At 57.3% G+C, this 25,147-nt stretch carries 22 protein-coding genes; 8 read left to right on the plus strand and 14 right to left on the minus strand.

The window, feature by feature from the left end; genetic code table 11:
* Positions 1-27 precede the first annotated feature (27 nt).
* Positions 28-750 (minus strand): alpha/beta fold hydrolase, encoded by a 723-nt coding sequence (locus tag VWY34_RS19590; protein WP_158525097.1) that lies wholly within the window; start codon positions 748-750, stop codon positions 28-30.
* 235 nt (positions 751-985) lie between these two features.
* Here VWY34_RS19590 and VWY34_RS19595 point away from each other — a divergent pair, with 235 nt between their 5' ends.
* On the plus strand, positions 986-1,618 hold the full coding sequence (locus VWY34_RS19595; protein WP_416549129.1) for a tyrosine-type recombinase/integrase: 633 nt from the start codon (positions 986-988) through the stop codon (positions 1,616-1,618).
* Positions 1,619-1,827: 209 nt separating this feature from the next.
* Here the strand turns inward: VWY34_RS19595 and VWY34_RS19600 are convergent, their stop codons facing one another.
* From VWY34_RS19600 to VWY34_RS19620, 5 genes are all read right to left on the minus strand, one after another.
* Positions 1,828-2,658, minus strand: coding sequence for a metallophosphoesterase (locus tag VWY34_RS19600; RefSeq protein WP_416549130.1), 831 nt, complete (start codon positions 2,656-2,658; stop codon positions 1,828-1,830).
* A 63-nt stretch (positions 2,659-2,721) separates the two neighbouring features.
* Entirely contained in the window at positions 2,722-3,969 is a 1,248-nt protein-coding gene (locus tag VWY34_RS19605; protein ID WP_102855951.1) for an ABC transporter substrate-binding protein, read from the minus strand.
* 110 nt (positions 3,970-4,079) lie between these two features.
* Positions 4,080-5,042, minus strand: a complete 963-nt coding sequence (locus VWY34_RS19610) for a carbohydrate ABC transporter permease (protein ID WP_102855950.1) — start codon at positions 5,040-5,042, stop codon at positions 4,080-4,082.
* Positions 5,039-6,022, minus strand: a complete 984-nt coding sequence (locus tag VWY34_RS19615) for a carbohydrate ABC transporter permease (protein WP_416549131.1) — start codon at positions 6,020-6,022, stop codon at positions 5,039-5,041. The genes VWY34_RS19610 and VWY34_RS19615 overlap by 4 nt, the downstream gene beginning before the upstream one ends.
* Before the next feature lies 1 nt (position 6,023).
* Positions 6,024-7,181 carry an ABC transporter ATP-binding protein gene (locus VWY34_RS19620; protein WP_102855948.1) on the minus strand — a complete coding sequence of 386 codons (1,158 nt, stop codon included), beginning with the start codon at positions 7,179-7,181 and terminating at the stop codon, positions 6,024-6,026.
* A gap of 110 nt (positions 7,182-7,291) precedes the next feature.
* Here VWY34_RS19620 and VWY34_RS19625 point away from each other — a divergent pair, with 110 nt between their 5' ends.
* Positions 7,292-8,155, plus strand: coding sequence for a LysR family transcriptional regulator (locus tag VWY34_RS19625; RefSeq protein WP_102855947.1), 864 nt, complete (start codon positions 7,292-7,294; stop codon positions 8,153-8,155).
* 232 nt (positions 8,156-8,387) lie between these two features.
* Here the strand turns inward: VWY34_RS19625 and VWY34_RS19630 are convergent, their stop codons facing one another.
* Entirely contained in the window at positions 8,388-10,283 is a 1,896-nt protein-coding gene (locus VWY34_RS19630) for a hypothetical protein (protein ID WP_416549132.1), read from the minus strand.
* Between the two features lie 209 nt (positions 10,284-10,492).
* Here VWY34_RS19630 and VWY34_RS19635 point away from each other — a divergent pair.
* Positions 10,493-11,643 (plus strand): IS3 family transposase gene (locus tag VWY34_RS19635; RefSeq protein ID WP_102855946.1). Its coding sequence is split into 2 segments (ribosomal slippage): positions 10,493-10,751 and positions 10,751-11,643, totalling 1,152 coding nucleotides; the frame shifts between segments, so codons are not numbered across the junction.
* A gap of 675 nt (positions 11,644-12,318) precedes the next feature.
* Here the strand turns inward: VWY34_RS19635 and VWY34_RS19640 are convergent.
* From VWY34_RS19640 to VWY34_RS19660, 5 genes are all read right to left on the minus strand, one after another.
* Complete coding sequence (locus VWY34_RS19640; protein WP_102855943.1) at positions 12,319-13,047, minus strand: amino acid ABC transporter ATP-binding protein; 729 nt, start codon at positions 13,045-13,047, stop codon at positions 12,319-12,321.
* Positions 13,044-13,700, minus strand: a complete 657-nt coding sequence (locus VWY34_RS19645) for an amino acid ABC transporter permease (protein WP_102855942.1) — start codon at positions 13,698-13,700, stop codon at positions 13,044-13,046. The genes VWY34_RS19640 and VWY34_RS19645 overlap by 4 nt, the downstream gene beginning before the upstream one ends.
* 3 nt (positions 13,701-13,703) lie before the next feature.
* Positions 13,704-14,420, minus strand: a complete 717-nt coding sequence (locus VWY34_RS19650; protein ID WP_102855941.1) for an amino acid ABC transporter permease — start codon at positions 14,418-14,420, stop codon at positions 13,704-13,706.
* A gap of 71 nt (positions 14,421-14,491) precedes the next feature.
* Positions 14,492-15,355: an amino acid ABC transporter substrate-binding protein gene (locus tag VWY34_RS19655; protein WP_416549133.1), complete on the minus strand. Its 864-nt coding sequence runs from the start codon at positions 15,353-15,355 to the stop codon at positions 14,492-14,494.
* A 34-nt stretch (positions 15,356-15,389) separates the two neighbouring features.
* Positions 15,390-16,463 carry a D-cysteine desulfhydrase gene (locus VWY34_RS19660; RefSeq protein ID WP_102855939.1) on the minus strand — a complete coding sequence of 358 codons (1,074 nt, stop codon included), beginning with the start codon at positions 16,461-16,463 and terminating at the stop codon, positions 15,390-15,392.
* Positions 16,464-16,565: 102 nt separating this feature from the next.
* Here VWY34_RS19660 and VWY34_RS19665 point away from each other — a divergent pair, with 102 nt between their 5' ends.
* Positions 16,566-17,453 (plus strand): LysR family transcriptional regulator, encoded by an 888-nt coding sequence (locus tag VWY34_RS19665; RefSeq protein WP_102855938.1) that lies wholly within the window; start codon positions 16,566-16,568, stop codon positions 17,451-17,453.
* A gap of 222 nt (positions 17,454-17,675) precedes the next feature.
* Positions 17,676-18,584: a LysR substrate-binding domain-containing protein gene (locus tag VWY34_RS19670; protein ID WP_416549134.1), complete on the plus strand. Its 909-nt coding sequence runs from the start codon at positions 17,676-17,678 to the stop codon at positions 18,582-18,584.
* A 29-nt stretch (positions 18,585-18,613) separates the two neighbouring features.
* Here VWY34_RS19670 and VWY34_RS19675 read toward each other — a convergent pair whose 3' ends face one another.
* Positions 18,614-19,507, minus strand: a complete 894-nt coding sequence (locus VWY34_RS19675) for a LysR family transcriptional regulator (protein ID WP_158525095.1) — start codon at positions 19,505-19,507, stop codon at positions 18,614-18,616.
* A 197-nt stretch (positions 19,508-19,704) separates the two neighbouring features.
* Between VWY34_RS19675 and VWY34_RS19680 the strand changes: the two genes are divergently transcribed.
* The 3 genes from VWY34_RS19680 (at position 19,705) to VWY34_RS19690 (ending at position 23,983) form a co-directional block, all read left to right on the plus strand.
* The gene (locus tag VWY34_RS19680) at positions 19,705-21,087 is read left to right on the plus strand and encodes an aspartate ammonia-lyase (RefSeq protein ID WP_338091676.1); all 1,383 of its coding nucleotides are present in this window, start codon (positions 19,705-19,707) and stop codon (positions 21,085-21,087) included.
* Positions 21,084-22,517, plus strand: coding sequence for an amino acid racemase (locus tag VWY34_RS19685; protein WP_416549135.1), 1,434 nt, complete (start codon positions 21,084-21,086; stop codon positions 22,515-22,517). Before VWY34_RS19680 ends, VWY34_RS19685 begins: the two co-directional genes overlap by 4 nt.
* A 167-nt stretch (positions 22,518-22,684) precedes the next feature.
* Positions 22,685-23,983 carry a dicarboxylate/amino acid:cation symporter gene (locus tag VWY34_RS19690; protein WP_340545763.1) on the plus strand — a complete coding sequence of 433 codons (1,299 nt, stop codon included), beginning with the start codon at positions 22,685-22,687 and terminating at the stop codon, positions 23,981-23,983.
* Positions 23,984-24,338: 355 nt separating this feature from the next.
* Here the strand turns inward: VWY34_RS19690 and VWY34_RS19695 are convergent, their stop codons facing one another.
* A complete protein-coding gene (locus tag VWY34_RS19695; RefSeq protein ID WP_254696724.1) occupies positions 24,339-24,866 on the minus strand; it encodes a tyrosine-type recombinase/integrase in 528 nt (175 codons plus the stop codon).
* Positions 24,867-25,147: the final 281 nt, after the last annotated feature.

The raw sequence follows: 25,147 nt of genomic DNA on the forward strand, positions 1-25,147 counted from the left end.
TGCTCCAATTACCGGTTCAATCTGTGCCTAACTGAGAAATGAGAGTACGGATGCATTGAAAAAATCCGGCGCATCACGGTTGGCAATGTGGCTGGCTGCAGGAATGACCAAAAACTCACTCTTTGAAATTGCGTTAGCCATCTTCCGAGCTCGCTGATGTGTTTTTCTATTTAGAGCCCCAACCATGATCAGCGTTTTCGCAGTAATGTTGGGAAGGCGTTCGCGTCCATCATATTGGGAAGCCGCGTGCATTACAGTGTAGCTGTTCTTTGCTGTCATTTTGGCAATCGCGTCCTGAACGTATTTGCCTGCATCCTGCGATTTTGCGCCCATCGCATTTGCTGGAAGTGCCGTGAATAGTGAGGGTGGTAAAACTTTGAAGAGCAACATCGCCCAACCTGCTAATTCTTTCCCAAAAGCGCCTTCGAACACAGTCGCAACAGATTCAACCGTCACCAAATGCGAAACTTCGTCAGGCCAGCGCCCTGCCATTTCAATAGCGACCATGCCCCCCAGAGACAGCCCGACAATTGCATACTGCGCGATACCTTTCTCTTGCAGCACGGCCCGTACGACATCAGCCATTTCTTCGACGCTTTGGACGGGAGCGCTCCGCCCATGGCCCGGGAGGTTGGGCGCAATCACGTGATACTGCTTGGAGAACAGATCTATCTGTGGCTTCCATAGCGCGGCGTCAACGCCTGCACCATGTAGCAGCACCAGTACAGGCCCGTCACCCTGCTCGAACACTTCAAGCCCGCATCGCAAAACAGTTCCCTTTCCGGCAGATTACTTCATGCCTACTGACCGCTCCAGCAGTGACTTTCAAGGCTACATTCCGAAAGCAGACACTCATGCCGTGAACAGCATCAAGTAATTCGGGCTCGTTCCGGACGTCGAAGGCGGCGCAGCATTCTGTGATATGCTGGCCGAGTCAACGTCGGGTTGTCGTTTTGGGAGGGCATGGCGGATCGGAGGATCAGTCATGGAAACACCAAACTTACCTGCCATTCGCGCGCTTCGCCCTGCCTGGAACAAGGGCCGCATAGTTGGTCAGAAACGCCCGCTCAAACCGAAGCATGTCTGGGCGATCCGAGTGAGGCTTGAACTCGCGGAGAACCATCGCGATCTGGCGCTATTCAATATGGCAATCGACAGCAAACTCCGAGGCTGCGACCTGGTCAAGATGAAGGTCGTAGACGTGATGGCTTCGGGTCAAATTAAAGAGCGCGCGTCCGTTCTGCAAAGCAAAACCCAGAAACCGGTACGCTTCGAGATTTCGGAAGGTACCCGCGCTTCGGTAGAGAAGTGGATGAAAGACGAGCTGATGGTTGGATCCGAGTATCTTTGGCCCGGCCGCTTCCACGAGCGGTTGCACATCTCAACACGCCAGTATGCGCGGATCGTCCGGGATTGGGTCACATCGATCGGACTGGAGGCAAGCGCCTATGGGACGAATTCGATGCGACGGACCAAAGTTACTCAGATATACAAGAAGACGGGCAATCTACGCGCTGTGCAGCTCCTTCTAGGCCACACCAAGATGGACAGTACGGTCAGATACCTCGGCGTCGAACTTGAGGACGCCCTGGCCATAGCCGAAGCCATTGAAATCTAACAACTGCGGGTCGCCTTCACTGGCGGCCCATTACGGACCTTCGCCCTACCTTCACATTGCTGCAGGCGCAGCGCGCTTTCCGGTCATTCGCCGCGCGAGCAAAAATCTGGAAATGATCGAACTCACGGTCTACGGGACAAATCCACCGTTCCCTTCGCCGGAAGCAATGAGGGAAGACAGCCCGTCGCGGACCTGCGCCACGAGAGTCTTCATTCCGCTGCTTCGACCGGTTTTGCCCAATCTTCCCACCCTGTTCCAGCTGTCATAACTGGACCTTCCCAAGCAAAGGGGATTTGATGGATGGTAGTGTCGCGCCCGTTGATCTGAAGCACAAAGTAGGCCGGATCCATCGGGGCACCTTTCAGCAGTTCTGTTTCACTCATGTCTGGTATTGACTGGTTGACGGTTGACGGCACGCTTGCAAAAGAGACGCCTGCCAGCCGCCCGTGGATCGGCGCGTGGACATGGCCGAAATGGATATAGTCGATTTTTTCGGCATGATCCCTGATCAGGTCCTGGAACGGACCGCGGTCATCTTTGTTCAGGGCGATCTTGTCTTCAGCGGCCAACCCCACCAGCATCGGGTTGTGATGCAGGAATATGCGTGCGTGTTCGCAATTTTCCAGCTCGGCCTGCAGCCAAGTACGCCGGACTGCGCAGAAATGCCCCGCATGGGTGCGCTCTCCCACGCTGTCGAGATAAATGAAACGCGCACCTTCGACTGTTTCAGCATGATTGACGAAGCCGTTTTCATCCACGGGATGATCCGCGAAAACGGACCGGAAGGTTGCCCGGTCGTCGTGGTTGCCAATCATCAGCCGCACCGGAACAGGCAGATCGGCGACGGCAGCTTGCAGCGCTTCATAGGCTGCGCGTTCCCCCCAGTGGGCCAGATCTCCAGTAATGATGATGCGTGCGGCATCGGCATGATCTTCCATCACATGTGCCAGGGCGCGCGCGAAACGGGCATGGGGGTTCAGCCCACCCATTTCCTCGCCCGGGACTGTCAGGTGAATGTCTGAAATATGGATGATTTTCATTTTCTTACTCGCCCGAAGAAGAACCGGCCGCGCACAGATGCGCGCGCAGCCGGAAAGGAGGCGTTAGCCATTGGGAAGCAGGTCAGCGACTTCTTCGACCATTTCCTGCTGCAGCTCTTTCATGTCGATGGCGTCGCCGGTGACAATTCGCTCGATTCCGTCATAAATCACCTGGGTGATCGCCAGACCATTGTCCCCCGGATAGGCCAACCAATCACGCAGCAGCGGCAGCTGGTCCACGGCGGTTTGTTTGTTCGGGTTCTGGTCATAGAAGTCGGCTAGGATCACTTCGTTTGCGGCCTTGTTCGGCGGCATATAGCCGGTGGTTTTGGCCACTTCAGCTGCGCCTTCGCCGCTGGTGATGAACTTCAGCCAGGTCCAGGCGGCTTCCTGCACCTTCGGGTCATCAGAGGTTGAGGTCAGCATGGCTGCGTTGCCACCTGCAGGCAGACCTTTGGGGGTCTCACCCATACCGGGGAACGGGCCGGTTTTCAGCTCGAATTCACCTTGAGAACGCTCGACTGCGCCCAGGGCCGAAGTCGACCAGAACATCATGCCGATCTCACCGGCCGAAAAGGAGGACAGCGCCGCTTTCCACTCGAGATTCTGCATCTCACACTTGGTGAAAATCTCCTGCATCTGCTCCATGGCGGCCAGTGCCTCGGGGCTGTCTAGGGTCACACGGCCGTTGTCGACAATCGCTTTGTCTTGCGACCACATCAGGGCCTGCATGAACCAGTTGCCGGTGATGTTCCAACCCCAGAAGACCGGGTTGTCAATTCCATTGGCCTTCATGGTTTCGCACATGCCGATCACCTCGCCCCAGGTGGTGGGCAGGGTTTCAACTCCGGCTTCTTTCAGGAGGTCCATGTTGTAATAGCCAACTGGCAGCGAGACCGAGAACGGCAGGCCGTGAACGTTTTCGCCAAAGGTCGACAGCGACAGCATGGCGTCATGATAGCCGTCTTTGGCAAAGTCAGTTTCCTTGGCGATGAAGGGCTCCAGTGACTGGGCGATACCCTTGTCGACCAGAATCTGCTGTCGGTTCAGACCCTGCATGGTGACGTCTGGCAGGTTGCCGGATACCGCCTCGCGCAGGATGGTGTTTGTGCCGTCCTCGTAGGATTCATAGGTGGCGCGGAACTTCACATCGATATTCGGATGCGCTTCTTTGAAAGCGGGCATCATGGCTTCGTAGGTTACGTCGAACAGGTGGCTGTAGGGGTAGGCGAATTCGATGGTCACGGTGTCTTCGGCCATCACGGCGGTGGCAGTCAGCGCCAAAGCCATTGCAGACAGGGCGGTTTTCATGGAAATCTTCCTCTCATTCCTGACGTGGAGCGCTTGTGTTTGGCGATGCACGCTCCGGGTTGATCCCTGACGGGATTTCGGGAGGGTGCGGGGCAACCCGCACCCGAAAATCATTTCATGCCGTTCAATGTGATGCCTTCGATGAAACGTTTCTGTGCCAGCAGAAACGCAACGATCAGCGGGGTAACGATCACGGTTGCGGTGGCCATCATTGGACCAAAGAACGACCCGTCGCCGTCGCCTTTGAATTCCCGCAAGCCCAGCGGCGGCGTGAATAGGTCGCGGTTTCCGGTCACTACGATGCGGGGCCAGAAGTAGTCGTTCCAATGGGCCACGATTGAGAAGATCGCAAAGGCCAGCAGTGCGGGGACTGCCGTCGGCAGCATGACCCGCCAGACGATGGCAAACTCTCTCATTCCATCCATGCGCGCAGCATCAATGAGGTCATCCGGCACCGTCATAAAAAACTGGCGCATCAGGAAGATGCCAAACACACTGATGGTCCATGGCACAACAAGCGCCGCATAGGTATTGGTCAACCCCAGTTTGGCCAGAATGATGTAGAGCGGCAGTGCAATGGCGTGGACAGGGATCAGAAGGCAAAACAGCACCAGTCCGAACACCGCCTCCCGGCCCCAGAACTTGAGTTTGGCCAGAGCATAGGCAGCGGGCAGCGCGACCACCACCTGGATCAGAAAGATCGATGCTGTCACGATGACCCCATTCAGAAGGTAGCGCAGCAGCGGCGCCTCGGTGAAGGCCTTGGTGTAGTTGAAAACGATCGGCTGCATGGAACAGTCTGTCACGGCTTCGGCCACCAGCGCATCACGGATCGCACTGTCGCTGTGGCCAGCGAAGCGGTCCGCCGCCGCGGCAATATCGTCCCGGCTGGGATCGCGCAGCTTTACGCAACGCTCATCCACCATCATCTCCTGCCGCCCGAACAAGCCTCCTTCCCCCCGGTCAATCTCTCCGGGAGACTTAAAGGAATAGCTGACCATCATGTAGAACGGCGCCAGAACAACGATCACGCCCAGGATCAGGATCAAATGTTTCCACCAATCGCGGGTCATTTGTAATGGACCTTTCGTTCCACCAGCCAGCGCTGGATCAGGGTGAGGAACATGACGAAAGCGAGAAACAGCATGGTTATGGCTGAGCCGATCCCGATCAGGTTCTGCTGGATGCCCTTCTCAAAGATGGCAAACATCATCACATAGGTGGACTTGTTCGGCCCGCCGCCCTGCGGCCAGAATGCTTCAATCGTGTCAAAAACCTGAAAGGCGCGGATACAGGTTATGGTGACAACAAAGACTGTGGTCGGCCCTAATGCGGGCCAAGTCACCAGCCGAAACCGCTCCCAGGCGGACTTTGCTCCGTCCATTTCCGCAGCGTGATATAGCTCGCGGTGGACGCTGGTGAGTCCGGCCAGATACAGCACCATGTTAAAGCCGAACCCTTGCCAGATGCCGATAAAGCAGACCACCCAGATCGCATACCGCTTATCCCCCAGCCAGACCGGGAACCGGCCGACGCAACCTTCAGCCATGAAAGGCCAGATCCGCTCCAGAAACGTGCCGCAGCCCATCTCCAGCGTCTGGTTAACCATGCCGATCGACGGGTGTAGCATGAACTCCCAGGCAATAGCCATCGCAAGAAGCGTCGCCATAACCGGCAGGAAGTAGATTGTCTTATAGATCTCGCGGAAGCGGCCCAGTGAGTTGATCAGCAGCGCAGCCCCCAATCCGAGACCCACCGAGACCGGCACCACAGTCACGACATAGGTCAATGTGGCCAAAAACATCTTTTTGTAGGTCGAACGCGTAAACAGCTTTTCATAATTTTGGGCACCAACCCAATCGAAACCGCTGTTTCCAAGCGAATAGTTGGTGAAGGACAAAAGCCCGGCAATGATAACCGGTGCCAGCAGTACGACCACCATCAGGACCAAGGCTGGCGCGGTTAATACCCATCCGGCGTGGCGTTCCTTGGTCGCGTGACGAACAAAATTCCTTGGCGCTGCGCCAGTTACCGAAGGGTCAGCCGCCGACATCTCAGGCCACCTCGGAGGTTGCAGCGTTCAAATGACGAAGCCTGCGCAAGCGTGCGCCATCCGCGTCGAAGACCAGTGCTTTGTCAGTGTCAAAAGTCAGAGCCACAGACCTTCCCAACGACAGCGCTTTGCGTTGCTCTGGCTCTGCGCGCAGCGTAACACGCTCTTCAAGGCCCGCCACTTCGATTTGAACGAACATCTCTGACCCGAGGTTTTCGCTATGAGCAACGCGGCCGCGGATCGGACTGTCATCGTTCGTCAATCGAAGCGCTTCAGGTCTGATGCCAAGCGACGCGACGCCTCTTCTTCCTTCTATGACGGCAAGATCCAAAGAATGATCGAGCAGGCTCAATCGGCCGTTGGACATGATTTCAAGCGGGAGGATGTTGATTTTTGGAGAGCCGATGAATTCGGCGACTTCGATCCGGTCTGGATCTTCATAGACCACATCAGGTGCGGCACATTGCAGGATGCGCCCGCCCATCATTACCGCGATGCGGTCTGACATGGTCATCGCTTCGACCTGGTCATGCGTCACATAGATAAATGTCGCTGCAAGACGGCGGTGCAGCTGTGCGATCTCAGACCGTGTCTGGACCCGTAGCTTCGCGTCTAGATTAGAAAGCGGTTCATCCAACAAAAACGCGGCAGGCTCCCGTACCAAGGCCCGCCCCAATGCCACCCGCTGGCGCTGACCGCCGGATAGCTGCCCTGGTTTGCGGTCCAAAAGATGCCCTATCTCGAGCATCTCAGCAGCATGGGTGACATCTCGGCTTACACCGCCAGCCACGGTGCGTGCGCCGGGCATTAAATTGCCGATAAGCGGCAGCCGCTGAAGTCCTTTCAAGCGCCGCATCCTGAGCGGCACCGCGATGTTGTCGCCAACGGTCAGATGCGGATAGAGGGCATAGGACTGGAATACCATCGACAGATTACGGTCCGCCGCGCGCTGGCCTGCAACGGAATGCCCGCCGATCTGGATGTCTCCGGAGCACTGTTCTTCCAGCCCAGCGATAATCCGAAGCAGCGTGGACTTGCCGCAGCCGGACGGCCCAACCAGCGAGACAAATTCACCGTCGGCAATTTCAAGGGAGACCCCTTTGAGCACCTCTGTTTTGCCAAAGCGCTTGGTTACATTTTCAATGCTCAGCCCTGCCATCTGATTCCTCCATCTGACAGGGGTTGTCTAAGCAGTAGAGCCTTCACTTTTGTGACGTCATATTAGTGATACTAATGGCAGCTATGGCCTCGCTCAAAAGGAGACCAAACATGCGCGCCAACCATCACCAGTTTGTTGCTTTTGCCTATGTTGTTCGCGAGGGCAGCTTCTCAGCCGCTGCCGTACGGCTGGGGGTGACGCAGTCAGCCGTGACCCAGCATATCGCCAAACTGGAGAAACAAGTCGGCTCGCAGCTGCTGGTGCGCGGTCGAGATGGCATTTCCCTTACCCGGACAGGGCAGGAGTTCTATGGCCTGGCCGACCGTATGGTTGCACTGGATTCCGAAATCAGCGAGCGGCTCGAAGGGTATGAGGCTATGACCCTCGGCCACATCAAGATTATCGCCAACGCCCCCCTTCCCGCGCTCAAAGCGATCAGTCGGTTCAGGCAAGCATATCCCGAAGTCGAAATCGACTTTGCCCTTTATGGCTGGACAGCTGCAATCAACCTGTTGCGGGAGCGGCGGGCGGATGTCGGCCTGATCACGGATCCCCCGCACTCTGATGACTGGGAGCGGGTAATGGTGCAAAAAAACCAATACACGGCATACCTTTTGCCGACGTCTCCGCTCGCCAAACGTGACATTCTGAGCTTCAAGGACCTGCAGGCGGAAACCGTCATCCTGCCGGAAACCGGGTCCTTGACAGAACGCGTTGTGCGCGAAGCACAACTTAAAAGCGGAGTACGCCTACAACGAACAATAACGATGAGCACGTTCCCTTTGATGTGTGAGGCAGTGTTGCAAGGGGCTGGAATAGCGATTTTCCTTAGTGAGAGTGGGTTGATTTCGAGAGGTCTGGCCGAAGTTCCGATTGCTGAACTGACCCAGCAGCACGAAACCGCAGTTGTGGCTCCTAAGGATCGAGCAAAACTGCGGTTGGTAAAGGCGTTCATTGGAATAGCCTCTTCCTGACTCAAAGTCCGTACTCTGCGCTTCCGAACCGTTAGCACCATGTGCAGCATTCGACATTATGGGGCTCTTCAAAGTCATCGGAGGCAGCGCAGCACTCAGCCGATAAGGTTCCGGCTAGGCGTTGAGGACGGCCCGTTGCTGCCGTTCGTGCCGGGCGCAGCGAATGACCAGAGCCAGCCCAATCCACCCAACGCCGCAATGACTCTGTGCCTTAGATAACTTAGCAGCCAAGTCAGGATACGGACTTCACCTTTTGCATTGATTGCTTTCGCTTCGTTAGATCGATCCCTATAACTTGGATATTCGAGATCCCCGGTTCATCAGCTATCAGCTTCTGAGCATACTCTTGAAGCGCAACAACCAAAGAGCTGAAGCTCAGCCGCTTCTTGGTAATCGGGCAATCCCAATGCCTCCCCTCCTGCTCGTTCACAAGAAGATAAATCCCGTTCATGGAGTCCGCATCTCTCAGATAATCCCCGCACAACTGGTCCTTGAGCTTCTCGAATAGCGCTGTGCCACTCCACTTATCTGCAATCTTGACTTCGACAGGAACCATTCCCGGTATGCCAGCCCTGACGAACCGGATGTCGGTTCGCTGATCATTCGGCATTTCATCTTCTTGCGAAATCGAGTAACGAGCGTGCGCGCTCTTGATCAGTTCATCTGCCAGATAGTTTCGCAGTACTTCCTCCAGCTTGATAGAGATGAGCACTTTCCATGGACTGGTGTCGCCGTCCTCATAAGACGTTTTCAGGTCATTCAACCGATTGCGAGCGACTTCGAAAAGTTCAAGCGGTGTCTTTGGAGTGCGCTCAAGGTCAATTTCAAATTCATTGATGTCCTCTACAGTCCACGCTGCGTCGGCGTCCGCCTGTGCCTGCGCAACAGCCCGCGAAAGCAGCCAGCTCTTCGCGATCTCCGACGTCTGATTTTTCGCAATCGCTACCAAGGCATCGAATGCCTCTTTGCCAGGAATATCGACCAGGTTTTCGTAAATTCGCCCGCGCGCATCCTGCGCATGGTCTCGACTCGTCGGGCTGTACACGCCACCTCCGGAGCGGTCTATGTCGTCTTCGGGCCGAATATACTGATGCATCAGAAAATATAGCGCCCGCAGATGTCCGGGTGTTTTGTGCGCGTTGCGAAGACCAATTTCAGAATGATGCCGCGTCCCGTATAAAGCGTTGATGAAGCCCACGGCCAGGTTCAGCGCTGCCTCCGCATCGATAAGAGCTAACTTCTGCGTCAAACTATCGATGGCTGGGAGCGGGTCAACAGAGACCCACGCTGCATACCAAAGCGGCATTTGTTCCGAAGCTGCGCCCGTGCCATGGATTCTCAGTTCGCAAAGCCGAGCCATCACAACATCATCCACGGCATCGCACGCCGCTATCAGGGACAACACCCTCGATAGCGTATTTGCATCCCTCGGCTCGCGCTCCATCAGTAGTGGCACGAGGTGTGGCGCAACCCGATCTCCGAACCATGGGGCATGCGACGAAATCTTAGCAATGACGTAGTGGCCTTGATCGCCTCCGGGATTCTCGAAGAGGTCCCAGATGGTCTCTCTGAGCACAACATCAAGCGTCTTGTCCGCATGCTGCGCTTCAAAGACTCTGAACCACGAAGGAAATCCGTTCAATTCGCTCAGCGGATACCGCGCCGCTCGCTTCGCCTCCCAGTCCGCCAAGGTCGCCGCCCAGTCCTCTACGTACCGAGCCTCTATCTCCAGGCCAGACAGTGCCATAGTTTCAATGACAGGCGTCGAATTCGAGCATTCGCCTACCTCGGACGACAAGGTCGGATCATACCTCCGCCAGATCGCCATAAGCCCGTCGCGCATCGCTTCAGCGGCTTTCCCCCCAACCTCAGCCTCCAAAGCCCGCCAGTTGGCCTGGGCCCAGCGGTTGTTGTCCTTGCCCAGTGCGCGCATCCTGTCGAACAAGTATCTCTGGGAATTCCAAACCCTTCCTTCCGGCGGGACCACCTTTTCGCGGATGTTCGCAAGGCAACGTTGAATTTCAAGGCGCCACTTTTCATGGTATTCAGTATCCTTGCGTTCTCGTTCTTTAGTGCGCCGCTTCCAGTGACTTTCGCTTCGCTTGTAGCGTTTTTCTGCCTCGCTCATGGCAGGCGGATTCATCAGTTCGCTAAGCCTTGCGCTTAGTTCGCTACTGCCATCGACGGCCTTCCATAGACGCTTTCGCAGAGAAGCTGGCCGCTCCATCTCTCGATACAGAGCGAAAGCGAGAGTCAAAGCGATAAGCCTGTGACCTGCCCCCCGCAAAATCCCTCACCATGAAGTAGAGTCTGCCCCACCTATGTAGGAGCAGACGAATGCGTAAGAGCCGTTTCACCGAGGCACAAATCATCGGGATGATCAAAGAGCAGGAAGCCGGGATGCCGACAGCGGAGGTGTGCCGTCGGCACGGCCTGAGCCCGGCGGCCTTTTACAAGCTGAAGTCCAAGTATGGCGGTATGGAGCTATCGGAGGCTGCGCGGCTGAAGGCGCTGGAAGATGAGAATGCCAAGCTGAAGCGGCTGCTGGCAGACACGATGCTCGACAACGTGGTTTTGAAAGACCTGCTGGGAAAAAGCTGACGACACCGAAAGAGCGGCGAGAGGCAGCGCTCAATGCAATGCGGGATCACGGCATCTCGCAGCGCAGGGCCTGCCGGCTTGTCGGTGTCGACCCCAAGACGGTCCGGCGCGAACGCCCGCCCGACCATCCCGAGATCCGCCAGGAGATGAAAGAGATCGCTGGCAAACGCCGCCGGTTCGGCTACCGGCGGATCGGCGTGCTGCTTGAGCGAAAAGGCATGATCATGAACCACAAAAAGCTTTACCGCCTCTACCGGGAGGAGGGCCTTGCAGTGAAACGGCGGCGGGGCCGCAAACGCGCCCGAGGCTCGAGAACGCCGATGCCCGAAGCCACACAGCCCAACCAGCGCTGGTCCCTGGATTTCCTGGCAGACAGCTTCGGCGCGTCGCGGAAGTTTCGCATCCTGGCCGTGAATGACGACTGCTGCCGGGAAAACCTGTGCCTGGCGGCAGACACCAGCATTTCAGGTGAGCGCGTTGCCCGGGAGCTGGACGCGCTCGTCCGGATCTACGGAAAACCTGCTTGCATTGTCAGCGACAACGGCACGGAATTCACCAGCCGGGCAATCCTGAAATGGGCCGACAGGAACGGCGTGGATTGGCATTACATCGACCCCGGAAAACCGCAGCAGAATGCATTCATCGAGTCATTCAACGGCAGCCTGCGGGACGAGCTTCTCAATGAAGAACTGTTCGATACCCTGGACGATGCCCGCCGCAAGCTGGCGCTGTGGCGCTACGATTACAACAACGTCAGGCCGCACTCTTCGCTGGGGAACAGAACGCCAAAGCAAGCGCGGCAGGCGCTTGAGCTATTTGAGGGCTCCGCGCTTGCCAAGCCCGAGACCGACGATTACCAAAACCAAACCCGCAGACTCTCCTCATGAGCAAGGGACCATCGGGGGGCAGGTCAGCATGTCTGCTGTGGGCTCACTACCGACTTGCGGCGATGCGGCGGCAGGGTTGCAGCGAAACCTCACCGGCCCCTTCCCGACAGATGGCGCAATCCAGCCCAATTCGGACATTCGCACGAGGCCTGCGACGCCCTCGCTGCAGACGCGAAGGATCCCCGCCAGACAATTCCCGAGAGCGGACCTTCAGGCTAGCTCAGCTGGCCAGGACGATGCTGCACCCCGCTCGAAGGTTAGAGATGCGCAGATAGCGCCATTTGCAAAGTCGGCGGATCTGGTGCCATGACGAGCGATCAATGCCGCAGCCGCACGAGGAAGAGCGGACCTTCGCCGCGAGTGCAGCCGCCAACCATCATCGAATGGAAGGGGGGCGGACAAAACCGACCTTGGGTTCTTCCTGTTCGCTGACGCAGCATGGCTTTGCACACGCGGCGGACTCCTCGCTGCATTGCAGCCCTTGTCATTGAAGCGGTCATCTAAAATCACCTAAAGTGCAACTTATATCCGCCCTTTTCGCAGCGACTGGTCCATACAATGACGAGGTGAAATAATCTTGTCTGCACGAAACCTCACGACGATATTCGGAAAGTTGCTGTTCGAACTTGCGCCAAAAACTCAAGACACCTGCCGGTAAAATCTCGCCGGGCAAGCTTAGTGATTCAGGATCTTGCTCAGGAAATCTTGTGCCCGTTCGCTTTCAGGGTCTCCGAAGAACTCCTCAGTAGCGCGGTCCTCAACAACCTTGCCGGCGTCCATGAACACCACCCGGTCCGCAACCTTGCGGGCAAAGCCCATCTCGTGGGTCACAACCATCATCGTCATGCCGTCTTGCGCCAGTTCGACCATCACATCCAGCACCTCGTTGATCATCTCCGGGTCAAGGGCTGATGTAGGCTCGTCAAACAGCATCGCAATCGGATCCATCGCCAGCGCCCGGCTGATCGCCACCCGCTGCTGCTGGCCGCCAGAGAGCTGGCCGGGAAACTTCTCGATATGCGGCAGCAAACCGACCCGGCCGATCAGGGCCTCGGCCTTGGCGTTGGCTTCGTCGCGTGAGCGGCCCAGGACCTTCTGCTGACCCAGGCACAGGTTTTCACGCACGCTCATATGCGGGTAGAGCTCAAAATGCTGGAACACCATGCCGATCCGCGCCCGCAGTTTTGTCAGATTTGTCCCCTTGGCGGTGACCTCCAAATCCTCAACCTGAATACGGCCCTGCTGAACCGGCTCCAGCCCGTTCACGCATTTGATCAGGGTCGACTTGCCGGAGCCGGAGGGGCCGCAGACCACCACGACCTCCCCCTTGGCGACATGGGTGGTGCAATCGGTCAGCACCTGGAAGTCGCCGTAGCGTTTGGAAATGTTCTCGATGCTGATCATGCGGTCTTGGCCTTCTGAAGGCGCCGGACAAAGAGCGAGCCGGCGAAGCAAATGGTGAAGTAGACAAGGGCGGCGAAGATATACATCTCCGCCAGCCGGCCCTCGGTGCGGGCGACGATGGAGGAAGCGGTCATGAAGTCGCGCAGGCTGACGACGAAGACCAGGCTGGTGTCCTGGAACAGGATGATGCCCTGGGTGACCAGGATCGGGATCATGTTGCGGAACGCCTGCGGCAGCACCACATAGCGCTGGATTTGCCAGTAGCTGAGGCCGGTGGCCTGCCCCGCATGCACCTGCCCCTTGCGGACTGACTGGATGCCCGCGCGGATGATCTCCGAGTAGTAAGCCGCCTCGAACATGACAAAGGCGATCAGCGCCGAGTAGAAGCCGCCGATCGGACGGCCCAGTGCCAGCGGCACCAGGAAGTAGAACCAGAAGATCACCAGGATCAGCGGCACGGAGCGGATCAGGTTCACATAGCCGGCGGCAGCAAGGGCAAGCGGGGCGATGCCTGACAGCCGCATCAAGGCGAGGCCCGTGCCCAGAATGATGCCGCCGATCACGGCCAGAAGGGTGAGCCACAGCGACAGCTGCAGCCCCTGCCACAGGAACGGAAGGTTGTTCCAGATGACGGAAAGATCAAAATCACCCATGGCTCAGCCCTTTCCGACGAAACCCGGGATCCGGGTGTATTTTTCCAGGGTCTGCGCAATCACGGTCGCACCAAGCGCAATCACCACATAGATGACGGTTGCGGCGGTAAAGGCCTCAAACCCCTGAAAGGTGTATTCTGCGATCTGCTGGCTTTGCGCGGTCAGTTCCAGCAGGCCGATGGTCAGCGCCAGCGAAGAGTTCTTGAAGATGGTCAGGAACTCGGAGGTCATCGGCGGTACGATCAGCCGGAAGGAAATCGGCAGCAGCACATAGCGGTAGGTCTGCGCGGTGGAGAAGCCGTTGGCGTAGGCGGCGCTGGTCAGGCCGGGGCCGACGGCGTTTATCCCGGCGCGGACCTGTTCCGCAACGCGGCTGGCGGTGTAGAGACCCAGGCCGATTACAGCCGTGACATACTCAGGGTTGGGCATGTCCCGCTTCATCCAGCGGCCCAGATCGTCGGGGACGATTTCGGGCATGACGAAGTACCACAGGAACAGCTGCACCAGAAGCGGCACGTTGCGGAAAAGCTCGACATAGGTGGTGCAGAGGGCGGCAACGGGCCGTGACGGCAGCGTGCGACCGACGCCGACAAGCACGCCCACGGCCAGAGCCAGCACCCAGGCTGCAAGCGCGACCGCAAAGGTCCAGCCCAGCCCTGATATCAGCCAGCCCAGGTACTCCTCTTCAAAGAGGACACCCCAGTTCCAGTTGTAATTCATGATTCAATACCCTGATGAAGCCGCCGGGCCCCTCGAATTGCGATGACCCGGCCGGCATGTGCGGCAAACCGTTACTCGGGCAGCGCGTTCAGCTGGAATGCGGCCTTCAGCAGGTCAGTCTGGGCAACGTCCAGCGGATCGAACCACTTGGCATAGATCCCGTTGATCTCACCCGAGCGGAATACTTCGGCCAGGGCCTTCTTGCCGATCAGTTCAAAGGCGCTGTCGTCGCGGCGCACCATCAGCGCATAAGGGTCGAAGGAAAGGAAATCGCCGACGACCGCAAATGCGTCTGGAGTCTTCGACTTGGCGATCAGCCCGAACAGGAGGATGTGATCGGTGGCATAGACGTCCACACGGTCGGTTTCCAGCGACAGCATGCCCTCGGCATGGTCGCGTACCGGGAGCACCTTCACATCCAGGCCCAGTTCTTCAATGGCCGCCTTGACTGCGCGCTCATTGGTGGTGCCCTGCGCCAGGGCAACGGCCTTGCCGTCCAGGTCCGCAACCGAGCTGATACCCGAGTCCTTGCGCACCATCAGCTTGGTTCCGGTGATGAAGGTGGTGGGCAGGTATTCCACCTGCTCCTGGCGGGTCAGGTTGTTGGTTGTTGAGCCGCATTCCAGATCGATGGTGCCATTGGCCATCAGCGCGATCCGGGTCTTCGGGTTCACCGGCACGTATTTGACCGACAGTTCCTTGCCCAGTTCCGCAGAGACCGCGTCAACCACCTTCATGCAGAGGTCGATCGAATAGCCGACCGGTTTCTGGTTTTCATCCAGATACGCAAACGGAACCGAGCTTTCGCGGTGCCCGATGACGATCTCGCCCGAGGCATCGATCTTGGCCAGAGTTCCGGCGCGGTCTTGGGCTGAGGCCGGAGCCGCCAGGGCCAAAGCAAAGGCCAAGGCGGCCGCTGGTTTCAGTAGTTCCATGTTTTTCTCCCTGTTGATTTGTCTTTTGCTTGCGTCAGGCCTGATAACCCGGCAGGCCGAAAATACCGGGGTATCCAAACAGCGCTGCGCTGCCGCCGGTGTGCAGGAAAACGATGTTCTCCATGCCGTCGAAATACCCCCTGCGGACCTGATCGATCAGGCCGTCGAGCCCCTTGCCCGAATAGACCGGATCAAACAGAAGCCCTTCGAGCCGGGCCAGCTTCAGAAGGGCCTCGCGCATGCCCTCGGTCGGCAGCCCGTAGCCTGGCCCCACATAATCGCAATTCGCCCGAACCGTGGCCCGGTCGATTTCAACCCCCATTCCAAGGTAATCCATGGTCTTGCAGGCCAGATCAAAGACCATGCTTTCCTGTTTCTCCTGCGGCGCGCGCACGCCGATCCCAAGCAGGTGAATATCGCTGGCCAGGCCTGCAAGGCCCGCCACCAGGCCCGCCTGGGTGCCGGAGCTGCCGGTGGCATGGACCAGCGCGCCGATCTTCAGCCCCATCGCCGCGGCCTGCTCCTCCAGTTCGGCGGCGCAATTCACATAGCCCAATGCGCCAACGCGGTTCGAACCGCCGCCTGGGATGATGTATGTCTTGCGGCCCTGATCCTGCAGCGCTTGGGCCAGGGTCTCCATCTCGGTATTCATGTCGGCGCCGCCAGCCCGCTTGGAGATGGTTGCGCCATGCAGCTGGTCCAAAAGCACATTGCCATTGAAATTATAGGCCTCTTCATTGGAACCTGTGCGGTCCTCCAGAAGGATATGGCAGTCCAGGCCCAGTTTTGCCGCTGCGGCTGCCGTCTGGCGGGCATGGTTGGATTGGGTGGCGCCCTGGGTGATTACCGTATCTGCACCCTGTTTCAGTGCCTCGGCCATCAGGAATTCAAGTTTGCGGGTCTTGTTGCCGCCCGATGCAAGACCCGTGCAATCGTCGCGTTTGACCCAGATGCGCGGCCCGCCCAGTTCTTCGCTCAGTCTGTCCAGTGGCTCCAGCGGAGTTAGCATATGGCCCAGCCGCACGCGCGGGAAGTTCTCAAGTGCGCGCTTTACCAGAATGAGGTTGCCATCCGCTGCAGTCGTGTCATCTGTCACTGCGCTGTTCATGCATTTTATCCCTTTTGCGTATCTTTTGTAAGGCTACCCGCTGCAGGAACTGCTGAATAATGCAAATATTGCAGGCTGCTCATACAAATTGTATGGGTGAGTATGGACACACGCCTTTTAGAAGATGCTCTGATCCTGCTGGAAGAACGCAGCCTGACTGCCGCGGCAGCCCGCAGGAACGTAACACAACCGGCCTTTTCCAGGCGCATACGGGCCTTGGAACATTGGATTGGCAAAAACTTGCTGACCCGCGAGGCCAACCGGGTAGAACTGTCCCCCACCTTGCTTCGAAGCGAGCCACAGATCCGGGCTCTGCTGGCACATCTGCGGCAATTGCATGGGCACCTGAAGAACTCGGAAGGCACTGGTGAGCCGCTGGTGCTGGCGACGCAGCACTCGCTGTCAGTGTCTGTTGTCCCAGAGATTCTCCGCAAGTTCCGCACCAGCGGTCGGACGCCGCAAATCCGGCTGCGGACGCAAAACCAGGTATCGGCCATGTCAACGTTTTTGCGCCACGAAGCCGATGTTCTTGTGAGCTATGAGTACCGCGAACTGCCGCAGGTGCCTTTTGACGATACCGTTGACCGTTGTGTCTGGCGGCGGGACACCCTGCTTCCCGTCGTCGGCGGCGCTCTGCGGCATGATCTCTTGGAAGGCCAGATACTGCCGCCGGATGCTCCCTGCATTGATTATCCTTCCGGTAGTTTCTTCGGGCAGATTGTTTCGCTGCATCAAAACAAGGCTGAACGTGCTTGGATAGGTAGGTCGACGGTGGAAAGCGCGTTTTCGGTGGGGATTTCTCAGATGGTTCTCGAAGGAACTGGCGCCGCTTGGGTGCCTCACTCCCTCATTCAGAACCACATCATTTCCGGCGATGCTGTCATTCTCTCCCCCGAGTACGGCCGTCTGCCACTGGATATCGTTCTTTATACCCATGTGTCCAATCCGCGCGGAGCACTTTTCCGGAAATCAGTTGCTGACCTGGATTGACTGGAGCTTGAAACGCCAGCGGCAGCCGTCATCCTCGCTTGCTCCTGGAGAAGCCGACTATCATGCATCAGCAATGAGAAAGCGATTTGAGGTGTACCCTTTGTCCGCACAAGGGGAAAAAGGCGAAACCTCAGACTGAACTTTGCAACCACCATGCAAAGTTTGCAATGCCATCTATCTTCCTTCGCCGCTACACTCCATTGCATCCTAGGGAGAACTGGAATGGAAATTGATTGGCTGGAGGATTTCCTGGCGCTGTCCTCGGCGGGAATCTTTGCTAAGGCCGCCTATGCCAGGAATATCAGTCAGTCTGCATTTACGCGCAGAATCAGAAACCTGGAGCACTGGGTGGGAGCGGACCTTTTTGACAGAAGCGTGCATCCGGTGGTTCTGACACCAGCGGGAGAAGCCTTTCGAGCAACAGCCTATGAGACTGTGTGTTCCCTTCGCCTTGCCCGTGAAGACCTGAAACTGCTTACAAGGCGTGCGGGTGACGTAATAAACATTTCCGCTCTGCATACACTTGCCATTTCATTCACCCCTGCGTGGCTAAAAACAATCTCGGCTGCAATAGGCCCGATCAACACCAGGTTTGCGGTTGAGAATTTCTCTAACTGCGTGGAAACGCTAATGGCCGGAACTACAGATTTCATGCTGTGCTATGATCATCCGTCCATTGCGACCATGTCCAATGACGATCGTTACCCTTCGGTCAAGATCGCGGATGACAGGCTTGTAGCCGTGTCCGGCACCGACAATTCCGGCAACGCGCTCTACCGTTTCGACCAGCAAGGTAAACTGCCTTTCCTGGCCTATTCCCCAGAGAGCTTTCTTGGACGGCTAAGCGAAATCTCAATCAAGCGGGCTGGGGTGGCAGAAAAACTGGAAATCCGCAGCGAAAACTCGGTGGCTGAGGCTCAGAAAGCAGCCTGTGCGGAAGGACTGGGAGTGGCCTGGCTGCCCAAAATGACAATACTGCCGATGTTAGATGACGGTAAACTCGTGCGAATCAGCGACGATGCTTCTGAACGCAGTATGTCCATCAAACTGTACCGCTCGATTGAAAGAAGCCGCCCATCCGTTGAGCGCTTCTGGAAGCTAGCAGAAAGTGCTGGCGTTCCGGCACGCTAGCACATTGCTGGGCTGTTTCGGCAAGTTATTCAGAGGTTCTGGGCCAGCATCCAGAACCGCTCCAGCTCTGCCCTTGACCGTTCGATTGAACGGTAAAGCTTAATTTCAATTGCCAATTCGTATTCCGGCCTGCTGATCTTGTGCAATGTGCCGTCTTGCAGTTCCCGCTCTGCGGCTCTTTCTGGCAGAAAAGCCACGCCAAGCCCGGCAAGGCAGGCGGATTTGAGCGCCTCGGCAACGGAGTTTTCGTAAACGGGCTCTACTGCGTCACCCAGGTTACCCCGTTCCAGGCAAACTTGGGAGACCCGACCCAGAAAAGTATCGGGCGGATAGGACAGAAACGGAACCGGGTTGTCTGCGGCCAAGCTGTATTTGACACGCCCATCGGCGCCAACACAGCTGACGGCTATTATCTGGTCTTTTGCGATCGTTGAGGACGGATACCGGTTTTCATCCGAAATAGTAGGCACCGCTGGGTGAAAATAGCATAGCATGAAATCTGCACTGCCGCTCAATATCGCTTCAGCGCAGCCTGAGAAGTTTTCCGCGACCAACCTGGACTTGATGGGGCCTAGATGGCTGGACATACCTGTCAGCCAGGTGGGAAAAAAAGAAATTGCCAGGGTGTGTAGCGCAACGAAGTCCAGCACTGAGGCTTCCCGGCGGGACAGGCCGCGGATATCGCTTTTGGTTTGCTTCAGCGCGGCAACGGTATCGATGGCGGTTTGCTTGAACGCCTTGCCTGCGGCAGTGAGCTCCACCGGATGCACGCTCCTATCGAACAGGGGTGTCCCGGTCCAGTTCTCCAGATTCTTAATCCGCCGCGTGAAAGCGGATTGGCTAATGTTGCGCGCATCGGCGGCCCGGGCGAATACCCCTGCAGCGGACAGTGCCAAAAAATCTTCCAGCCAGTCGATCTCCATCTGTCTTCTCCGCTTGAAGAAATGAGTAATGCTAGGAGTTGGTTGCAAAAAATGCAACGCCCTTGCGTTGGTTGTCATAGTTGCGGGCACGGCCCGGCAGTAGGTTTAGCCCGAACGATAGCCCCGTTTCTGTGCCCCACGCTTCAGGCGGGTGCAACCGGATCGCAGAAAGGCCCCAGATCATGAGCAAACATAGAATGGAATCCGACAGCCACGGCCCTGTGGAAATTCCCCTGGCAGCCGCTTGGGGCAGCCAGACCCAGCGGGCACTGATAAACTTCCCAATAACTGGCGTATCTATCAGCCACTATCCGGAATTGATCGCCGGACTGGCCTCGGTCAAGAAAGCCTGCGCACTAGCAAACCGGGATCTGGGCGCTTTGCCTGCTGATAAAGCGGCCGCCATTGCCGCCGTCTGCGATGAGATTATCACCGGGGAGCATCACGATCAGTTTGTTGTCGATGTGATGCAGGGCGGCGCCGGCACATCGACCAATATGAACGCTAACGAAGTCATTGCTAACCTCGGGCTTAGAAAGCTTGGCGCGGAATTTGGCGTCTACAGCCGACTTCACCCGAATGACGACGTGAACCGCTCACAATCCACAAACGACGTTTATCCCACAGCAATCCGTCTGGCTGTCCTCTCCCGGATTCCCCCTCTTATCGAGGCTATGCACTGGCTGACCAATTCGTTCGGCCAAAAGGCAACCGAGTTTCAGCATATTATGAAGGTCGGCCGTACGCAGCTTCAGGACGCTGTACCCATGCCGCTCGGCGCCGAATTCCGGGGGTTTGCAACAACGATCAATGAGGACGCCGATCGGTTGTGCGACCTTTCCCGCCTTCTTACCGAAGTGAACCTTGGAGGCACGGCGATAGGCACCGGCATCAATGCGCCCGAACATTTCGGGGAAACAGCCGTTGCGCACCTGCGGGACATCACGGGCGAACCACTACAACTGGCCCCGGACCTGATCGAAGCCTCATCTGATCTGGGCGCATTTGTGATGTTTTCCAGCACGCTTAAGCGGGTTGGCATCAAGCTGTCCAAGATTTGCAATGATTTGCGCCTCATGTCCTCTGGCCCGCGCGCAGGAATCGGCGAGATCATTCTGCCTGCAGTGCAGGCCGGGTCCTCCATCATGCCCGGGAAAGTAAACCCGGTTATCCCGGAAGTGGTGAACCAGGTCTGCTACCAGGCGATCGGAAACGATCTGACCGTGACGATGGCCGCCGAAGCAGGCCAGTTCCAGCTCAACGCAATGGAGCCTGTTATCATCCATAAGGTGCTGGAAACGATGGGCTCTCTAACCAGTGCAATGAATGTGCTGCGAACCCGTTGCGTGGACGGCATCGCAGCAGATGAAGAAAGATGCCAGATGCTGCTGAGCAATAGTCTTGTGCATGTGACCGCGCTCGCCCCCCTGATCGGTTATGAGGCCGCAACCAAACTTGCTAAATATGCGCAGGCAAACGGGCTGAGCCTGCAATCCGCTGCAATGCCGGCCTTACCGGAAGAATTGGCCGAGACGGCCCTGAGACATCTTCAGGCTAAGATGCGGGAGGAAGCCCAATGAACAGTAACAAGTCTCTGCGTCTGGGAATTGTCGGCGGCTTAGGCGCCCTTGCCGGGGCCGACTTGCTGAACAGAATTGTTCAGAACACTCCGGTCAGGTCGGAGGAGGATCACAGGGAGCTGGTTTTCCATCAAAAGCCATTGCGCGAACCAGTCTCCCCCAAGGAACCTGACTACAAACCCACACACCGTAAACTTTATGTATTTGATACGCTGTCCCGCATGGAACGGGAAGGATGTGATGCGGCGCTTCTGCCATGTTTTGTCACGCATAGTTTCCTGCAGGAACTGGGGGATGAACTGGAGCTGAAACTTGTCAGCATGACGGAGGCGATTTCAGCTGCGGTTGCAAGGCTGGATCCGCAGCCAGAGAAAATTGGTGTCATCGCGACACCTTTTGTCAGGGAACACGGGCTGTTCGAGCACCTGTTCGGGGTGGATGCACAGGTTGTCTATCCCGCTGCGGAGCTGGAATGCGTTGTTCTGGAAGCGGTCTATGGCAACAACGGTTTCAAAGCCGGAAACCGTAGCGAAGAAGTGCTGAAACCTATCAACGCAGCCCTTGCCAGCCTGTCGGAGCAGGGGGCGACGGTTTTTGTGCCCGGGCTTTCTGAGTTGCCGCTGCTGCTCGATCAGCTTGACCTGCCAGACGGGATGACAGCCATAGACACGGCGGCGATTTATGCAGAGCACGCGCTACAGGAGACGCAAACAGACCACCGCCGCCGATTCAAAGTCGGGGTTGTTGGCGGTGTCGGGCCTGCCGCAACCGTGGATTTCCTCTCCAAACTTGTTAGGGGCACTGAGGCCGCACGTGATCAGGATCACATCAAGATATTGGTCGAACAAAATCCGCAAATCCCTGACAGGACTGAAAACCTGGTGGGAACAGGAGCCGATCCGACAGTAGCCCTCTATTCCACTTGCAAGAAATTGGAACGCGGTGGGGCTGACATTCTGGTCATTCCCTGCAACACCGCCCACGCCTATGTCGATCGTATCCAGCGCCATCTCGGCATTCCGATCATTAGTATTCTGGCAGCGGCCACTGACCACATCAGGGAAAGCTTTCCCGGGACGCGCACGGTCGGGGTTCTCGGCACCGATGGAACAATCCGAAGCGGACTGTATCAGCAGGCGCTTGAGGAGGCTGGTCTTTGCCACATCGTCCCCGATGAGCAGCATCAAAACTTGGTCATGGAGTGCATATACGGCCCGGCCGGCGTCAAGGCTGGGCACACCGAAGGTCTCTGCAAGGAGCTGATTACCCGGGCTTTTTCCCATTTGGTTGGGCGCGGCGCCGAGGCTGTCATTCTCGGCTGCACGGAACTCCCTATCCTTGTGACGGCAGGCGCCGGCGAACTGGGGGCGCTGGCCGTTGATCCAACCGATGTGCTGGCCCGTAAATGCGTGCAACTGGCAAAGGCCTAAGGTCCTGCCCATAGCTGAAAGCGGTTTCTCCTTGGGAGCTGAAAGGGCGTTGCAAAGTTTGCAACGCCCTTTCCATGTTTGCGCGACGCTGACTGTCATCGAACTGGTACCATGCTGCGACTGTTGGCAGCCCGATCCGGTTGGCTGCCTTGGAAAGGGAGGTCCTCATGGCGAATACCAGTCAAAAAATAGGGTTTTTGGCACCTTGGAGAAACATGCTTCTGTGGAAGCAAATCGTAATCGCACTTGTCCTTGGAGTGATTACAGGCGTTCTGCTGAACGCGACCGGCAACCAGGCAATTGCCGGCATGATCAAGAACATCGGAACCTTGTTCCTGTCGCTCATTAAAATGCTGATTGTCCCGCTGATCTTCGTGTCGCTCGTATGCGGCATGACATCCGTCAGCGACATGGCGCGCATGGGTCGTATTGGCCTGAAGGCGATTGTGTTCTATCTCGGCACGACTGCATTTGCGATCACGATCGGCCTGGCATTGGGGTTACTGATGCAACCCGGCGCGGGCATTGACCTGAGCGCCGCCGCCGCCATGGAACCCAAAACCTCACCGCCCTTCATTCAGCAGCTCATCGGGATCGTCCCGAAGAATCCGGTTGCCGCCGCAGCAGACGGAAACGTTCTTCAGATCATCTTTTTCGCAATCATGTTCGGCCTGGCCATCAACCTGGTTGGCGACGCAGGCAAGCCGGTGCGGGAGTTCTTTGAAGCGCTGAATTCAGTTGTGCTCAAGCTGACAGAGATAGTGATCAGTTTCGCCCCCTACGGCGTGTTTGCACTGATGGCTTGGGTCGCCGGAACCTACGGGCTTGATCTTCTGCTTCCGTTGGGGACGGTGATTGCCGCACTCTATATCGGCTGCATCCTGCATGCGCTGTTTGTCTATGGCGGGCTCGTTTCGGTCTTCGCCCGCCTAAGTCCGGTTCGCTTCTTCCAAGGCATCATTGAACCGCAGATCGTGGCTTTCACCAGCACGTCCTCCTCAGGCACTCTGCCCGTCACAATGACCGCCGTACAGCAGAACCTTGGCGTTAACCGGTCGGTTGCAAGCTTTACCCTGCCGCTCGGCGCAACTATCAACATGGACGGAACCGCCATGTACCAGGGCGTTGCCGCTCTCTTTGTTGCACAGGCCTTTGGTATAGAACTGGGCATGTCGGAATATGTCACAATCATTCTGACGTCGACGCTGGCCTCCATCGGTACCGCCGGTGTTCCTGGGGCTGGGCTGGTCATGCTGTCGCTGGTTCTGACCTCTGTCGGCCTGCCTTTGGAAGGTGTTGCCATCATTGCAGGCATCGATCGTATTCTCGACATGGCACGCACGTCGCTCAATGTCACCGGCGACGCAGCCTGCACCGTGCTCATTGCGAAGTCCGAAGATCAAATTGACCTTGAGGCGTACGACACTCCCCATGTGCTGAAAACTCCTGACGTTTCGCGGGCGTAGTCAAAAACGCACATCACTGCGGCCGCACCGGAAGGGGCGGCCGCTTTTTCTTTTTGGGGGTGTATTGACCGTAAAACCGTCCTCCTCGGCTGGTTAACGCGGGTTGCCAGTGGAAGAGGAATATCTTCGACGAACGGCCGTTGGTCGTCGATTCCTTCCCGGGCTTTTCGGAATGACCAAATCTGCCGTTGCAACGCAGCATGAATTGATCGTCGGCGGAGCGGTTTCACGTACTTTTCGCGCCCGCAGCAGAATTTCAGCGCTTCCGGAAAGGGCTCGATCCGACCCACCGCTGCGACCCGAACGTAGGTGCGCTCAGGGTTGGCGAACGGCAAGTGCCGTCCGCCTACGTGGTTCAAATGTCGATTTGCTCGGCAATGCTCAGCGCATCTTCAAGTTCGACGCCAAGGTATCTGACAGTGCCGTCCACCTTTGTGTGTCCTAGCAGGAGTTGAACCGCCCGGAGATTCCCGGTTTTGCGGTAGATTTCCGCTGCTTTGGTCCAGCGCAGCGAATGGGTGCCGTATCCGCTGGGCTCCAGCCCAATCGCGGCCACCCAATCCCTCACAAGCCGGCCATATTGGCGTGTCGAGATATGCGGGCGGTCATGAAACCTGCTGGGAAACATAAACCGGCAACCGAGCATCTCTGGCGACTTGATCCATGCGGCAATGGTATTCCGCGTGTTTTCAGAGAGTTCAAACTGAACGGGCCGCTTGGTTTTGCTCTGGACCACAGACACCCGTTCGCGAACGCGATCATCCCTCACCAGGTCGGCGACAGCCAGTTTCACCAGATCGCATCCGCGAAGCTTGCTATCAATTGCCACGTTGAACAGCGCAAGATCGCGCAGGTTGCCCGCCAGTTCGAGCCGCGCGCGGATCGCCTAGACCTGTTTCGGCAATAGCGGCCGTTTCTGGCCGATGATCCGGCCCTTGTTCCAGGCTCTTCGTTTCGGGGTGACAGCGGGAAGTTGGACTCTTGGCATTGTACGCCCTCCAATCCTCCCGCCAAACCCAGACATCAGCACAGCGCTGACGCCCCAGTTTACAGGTGGTTTGAATGGCTGTTGTCAGCTTGCCGCTTCTTCGGGGAACGCCGCAGACGCATTGGGCAGCAGAGAGCCCTACCCGGTCATTGTGGGTTGTGTTTGCGCGCGCTCTC

This window comes from Phaeobacter sp. JH20_02 (assembly GCF_048056915.1).
GTDB lineage: Bacteria > Pseudomonadota > Alphaproteobacteria > Rhodobacterales > Rhodobacteraceae > Phaeobacter > Phaeobacter bryozoorum.

Coding starts and splice junctions, on each gene's coding strand:
- VWY34_RS19660 (WP_102855939.1), bottom strand. CDS start 16,463: ATGAACAGCGCAGTGACAGATGACACGACTGCAGCGGATGGCAACCTC.
- VWY34_RS19670 (WP_416549134.1), top strand. CDS start 17,676: ATGGAAATTGATTGGCTGGAGGATTTCCTGGCGCTGTCCTCGGCGGGA.
- VWY34_RS19650 (WP_102855941.1), bottom strand. CDS start 14,420: ATGAATTACAACTGGAACTGGGGTGTCCTCTTTGAAGAGGAGTACCTG.
- VWY34_RS19680 (WP_338091676.1), top strand. CDS start 19,705: ATGGAATCCGACAGCCACGGCCCTGTGGAAATTCCCCTGGCAGCCGCT.
- VWY34_RS19640 (WP_102855943.1), bottom strand. CDS start 13,047: ATGATCAGCATCGAGAACATTTCCAAACGCTACGGCGACTTCCAGGTG.
- VWY34_RS19600 (WP_416549130.1), bottom strand. CDS start 2,658: ATGAAAATCATCCATATTTCAGACATTCACCTGACAGTCCCGGGCGAG.
- VWY34_RS19675 (WP_158525095.1), bottom strand. CDS start 19,507: ATGGAGATCGACTGGCTGGAAGATTTTTTGGCACTGTCCGCTGCAGGG.
- VWY34_RS19630 (WP_416549132.1), bottom strand. CDS start 10,283: ATGAGCGAGGCAGAAAAACGCTACAAGCGAAGCGAAAGTCACTGGAAG.
- VWY34_RS19610 (WP_102855950.1), bottom strand. CDS start 5,042: ATGACCCGCGATTGGTGGAAACATTTGATCCTGATCCTGGGCGTGATC.
- VWY34_RS19620 (WP_102855948.1), bottom strand. CDS start 7,181: ATGGCAGGGCTGAGCATTGAAAATGTAACCAAGCGCTTTGGCAAAACA.
- VWY34_RS19595 (WP_416549129.1), top strand. CDS start 986: ATGGAAACACCAAACTTACCTGCCATTCGCGCGCTTCGCCCTGCCTGG.
- VWY34_RS19685 (WP_416549135.1), top strand. CDS start 21,084: ATGAACAGTAACAAGTCTCTGCGTCTGGGAATTGTCGGCGGCTTAGGC.
- VWY34_RS19605 (WP_102855951.1), bottom strand. CDS start 3,969: ATGAAAACCGCCCTGTCTGCAATGGCTTTGGCGCTGACTGCCACCGCC.
- VWY34_RS19665 (WP_102855938.1), top strand. CDS start 16,566: ATGGACACACGCCTTTTAGAAGATGCTCTGATCCTGCTGGAAGAACGC.
- VWY34_RS19625 (WP_102855947.1), top strand. CDS start 7,292: ATGCGCGCCAACCATCACCAGTTTGTTGCTTTTGCCTATGTTGTTCGC.
- VWY34_RS19645 (WP_102855942.1), bottom strand. CDS start 13,700: ATGGGTGATTTTGATCTTTCCGTCATCTGGAACAACCTTCCGTTCCTG.
- VWY34_RS19615 (WP_416549131.1), bottom strand. CDS start 6,022: ATGTCGGCGGCTGACCCTTCGGTAACTGGCGCAGCGCCAAGGAATTTT.
- VWY34_RS19655 (WP_416549133.1), bottom strand. CDS start 15,355: ATGGAACTACTGAAACCAGCGGCCGCCTTGGCCTTTGCTTTGGCCCTG.
- VWY34_RS19690 (WP_340545763.1), top strand. CDS start 22,685: ATGGCGAATACCAGTCAAAAAATAGGGTTTTTGGCACCTTGGAGAAAC.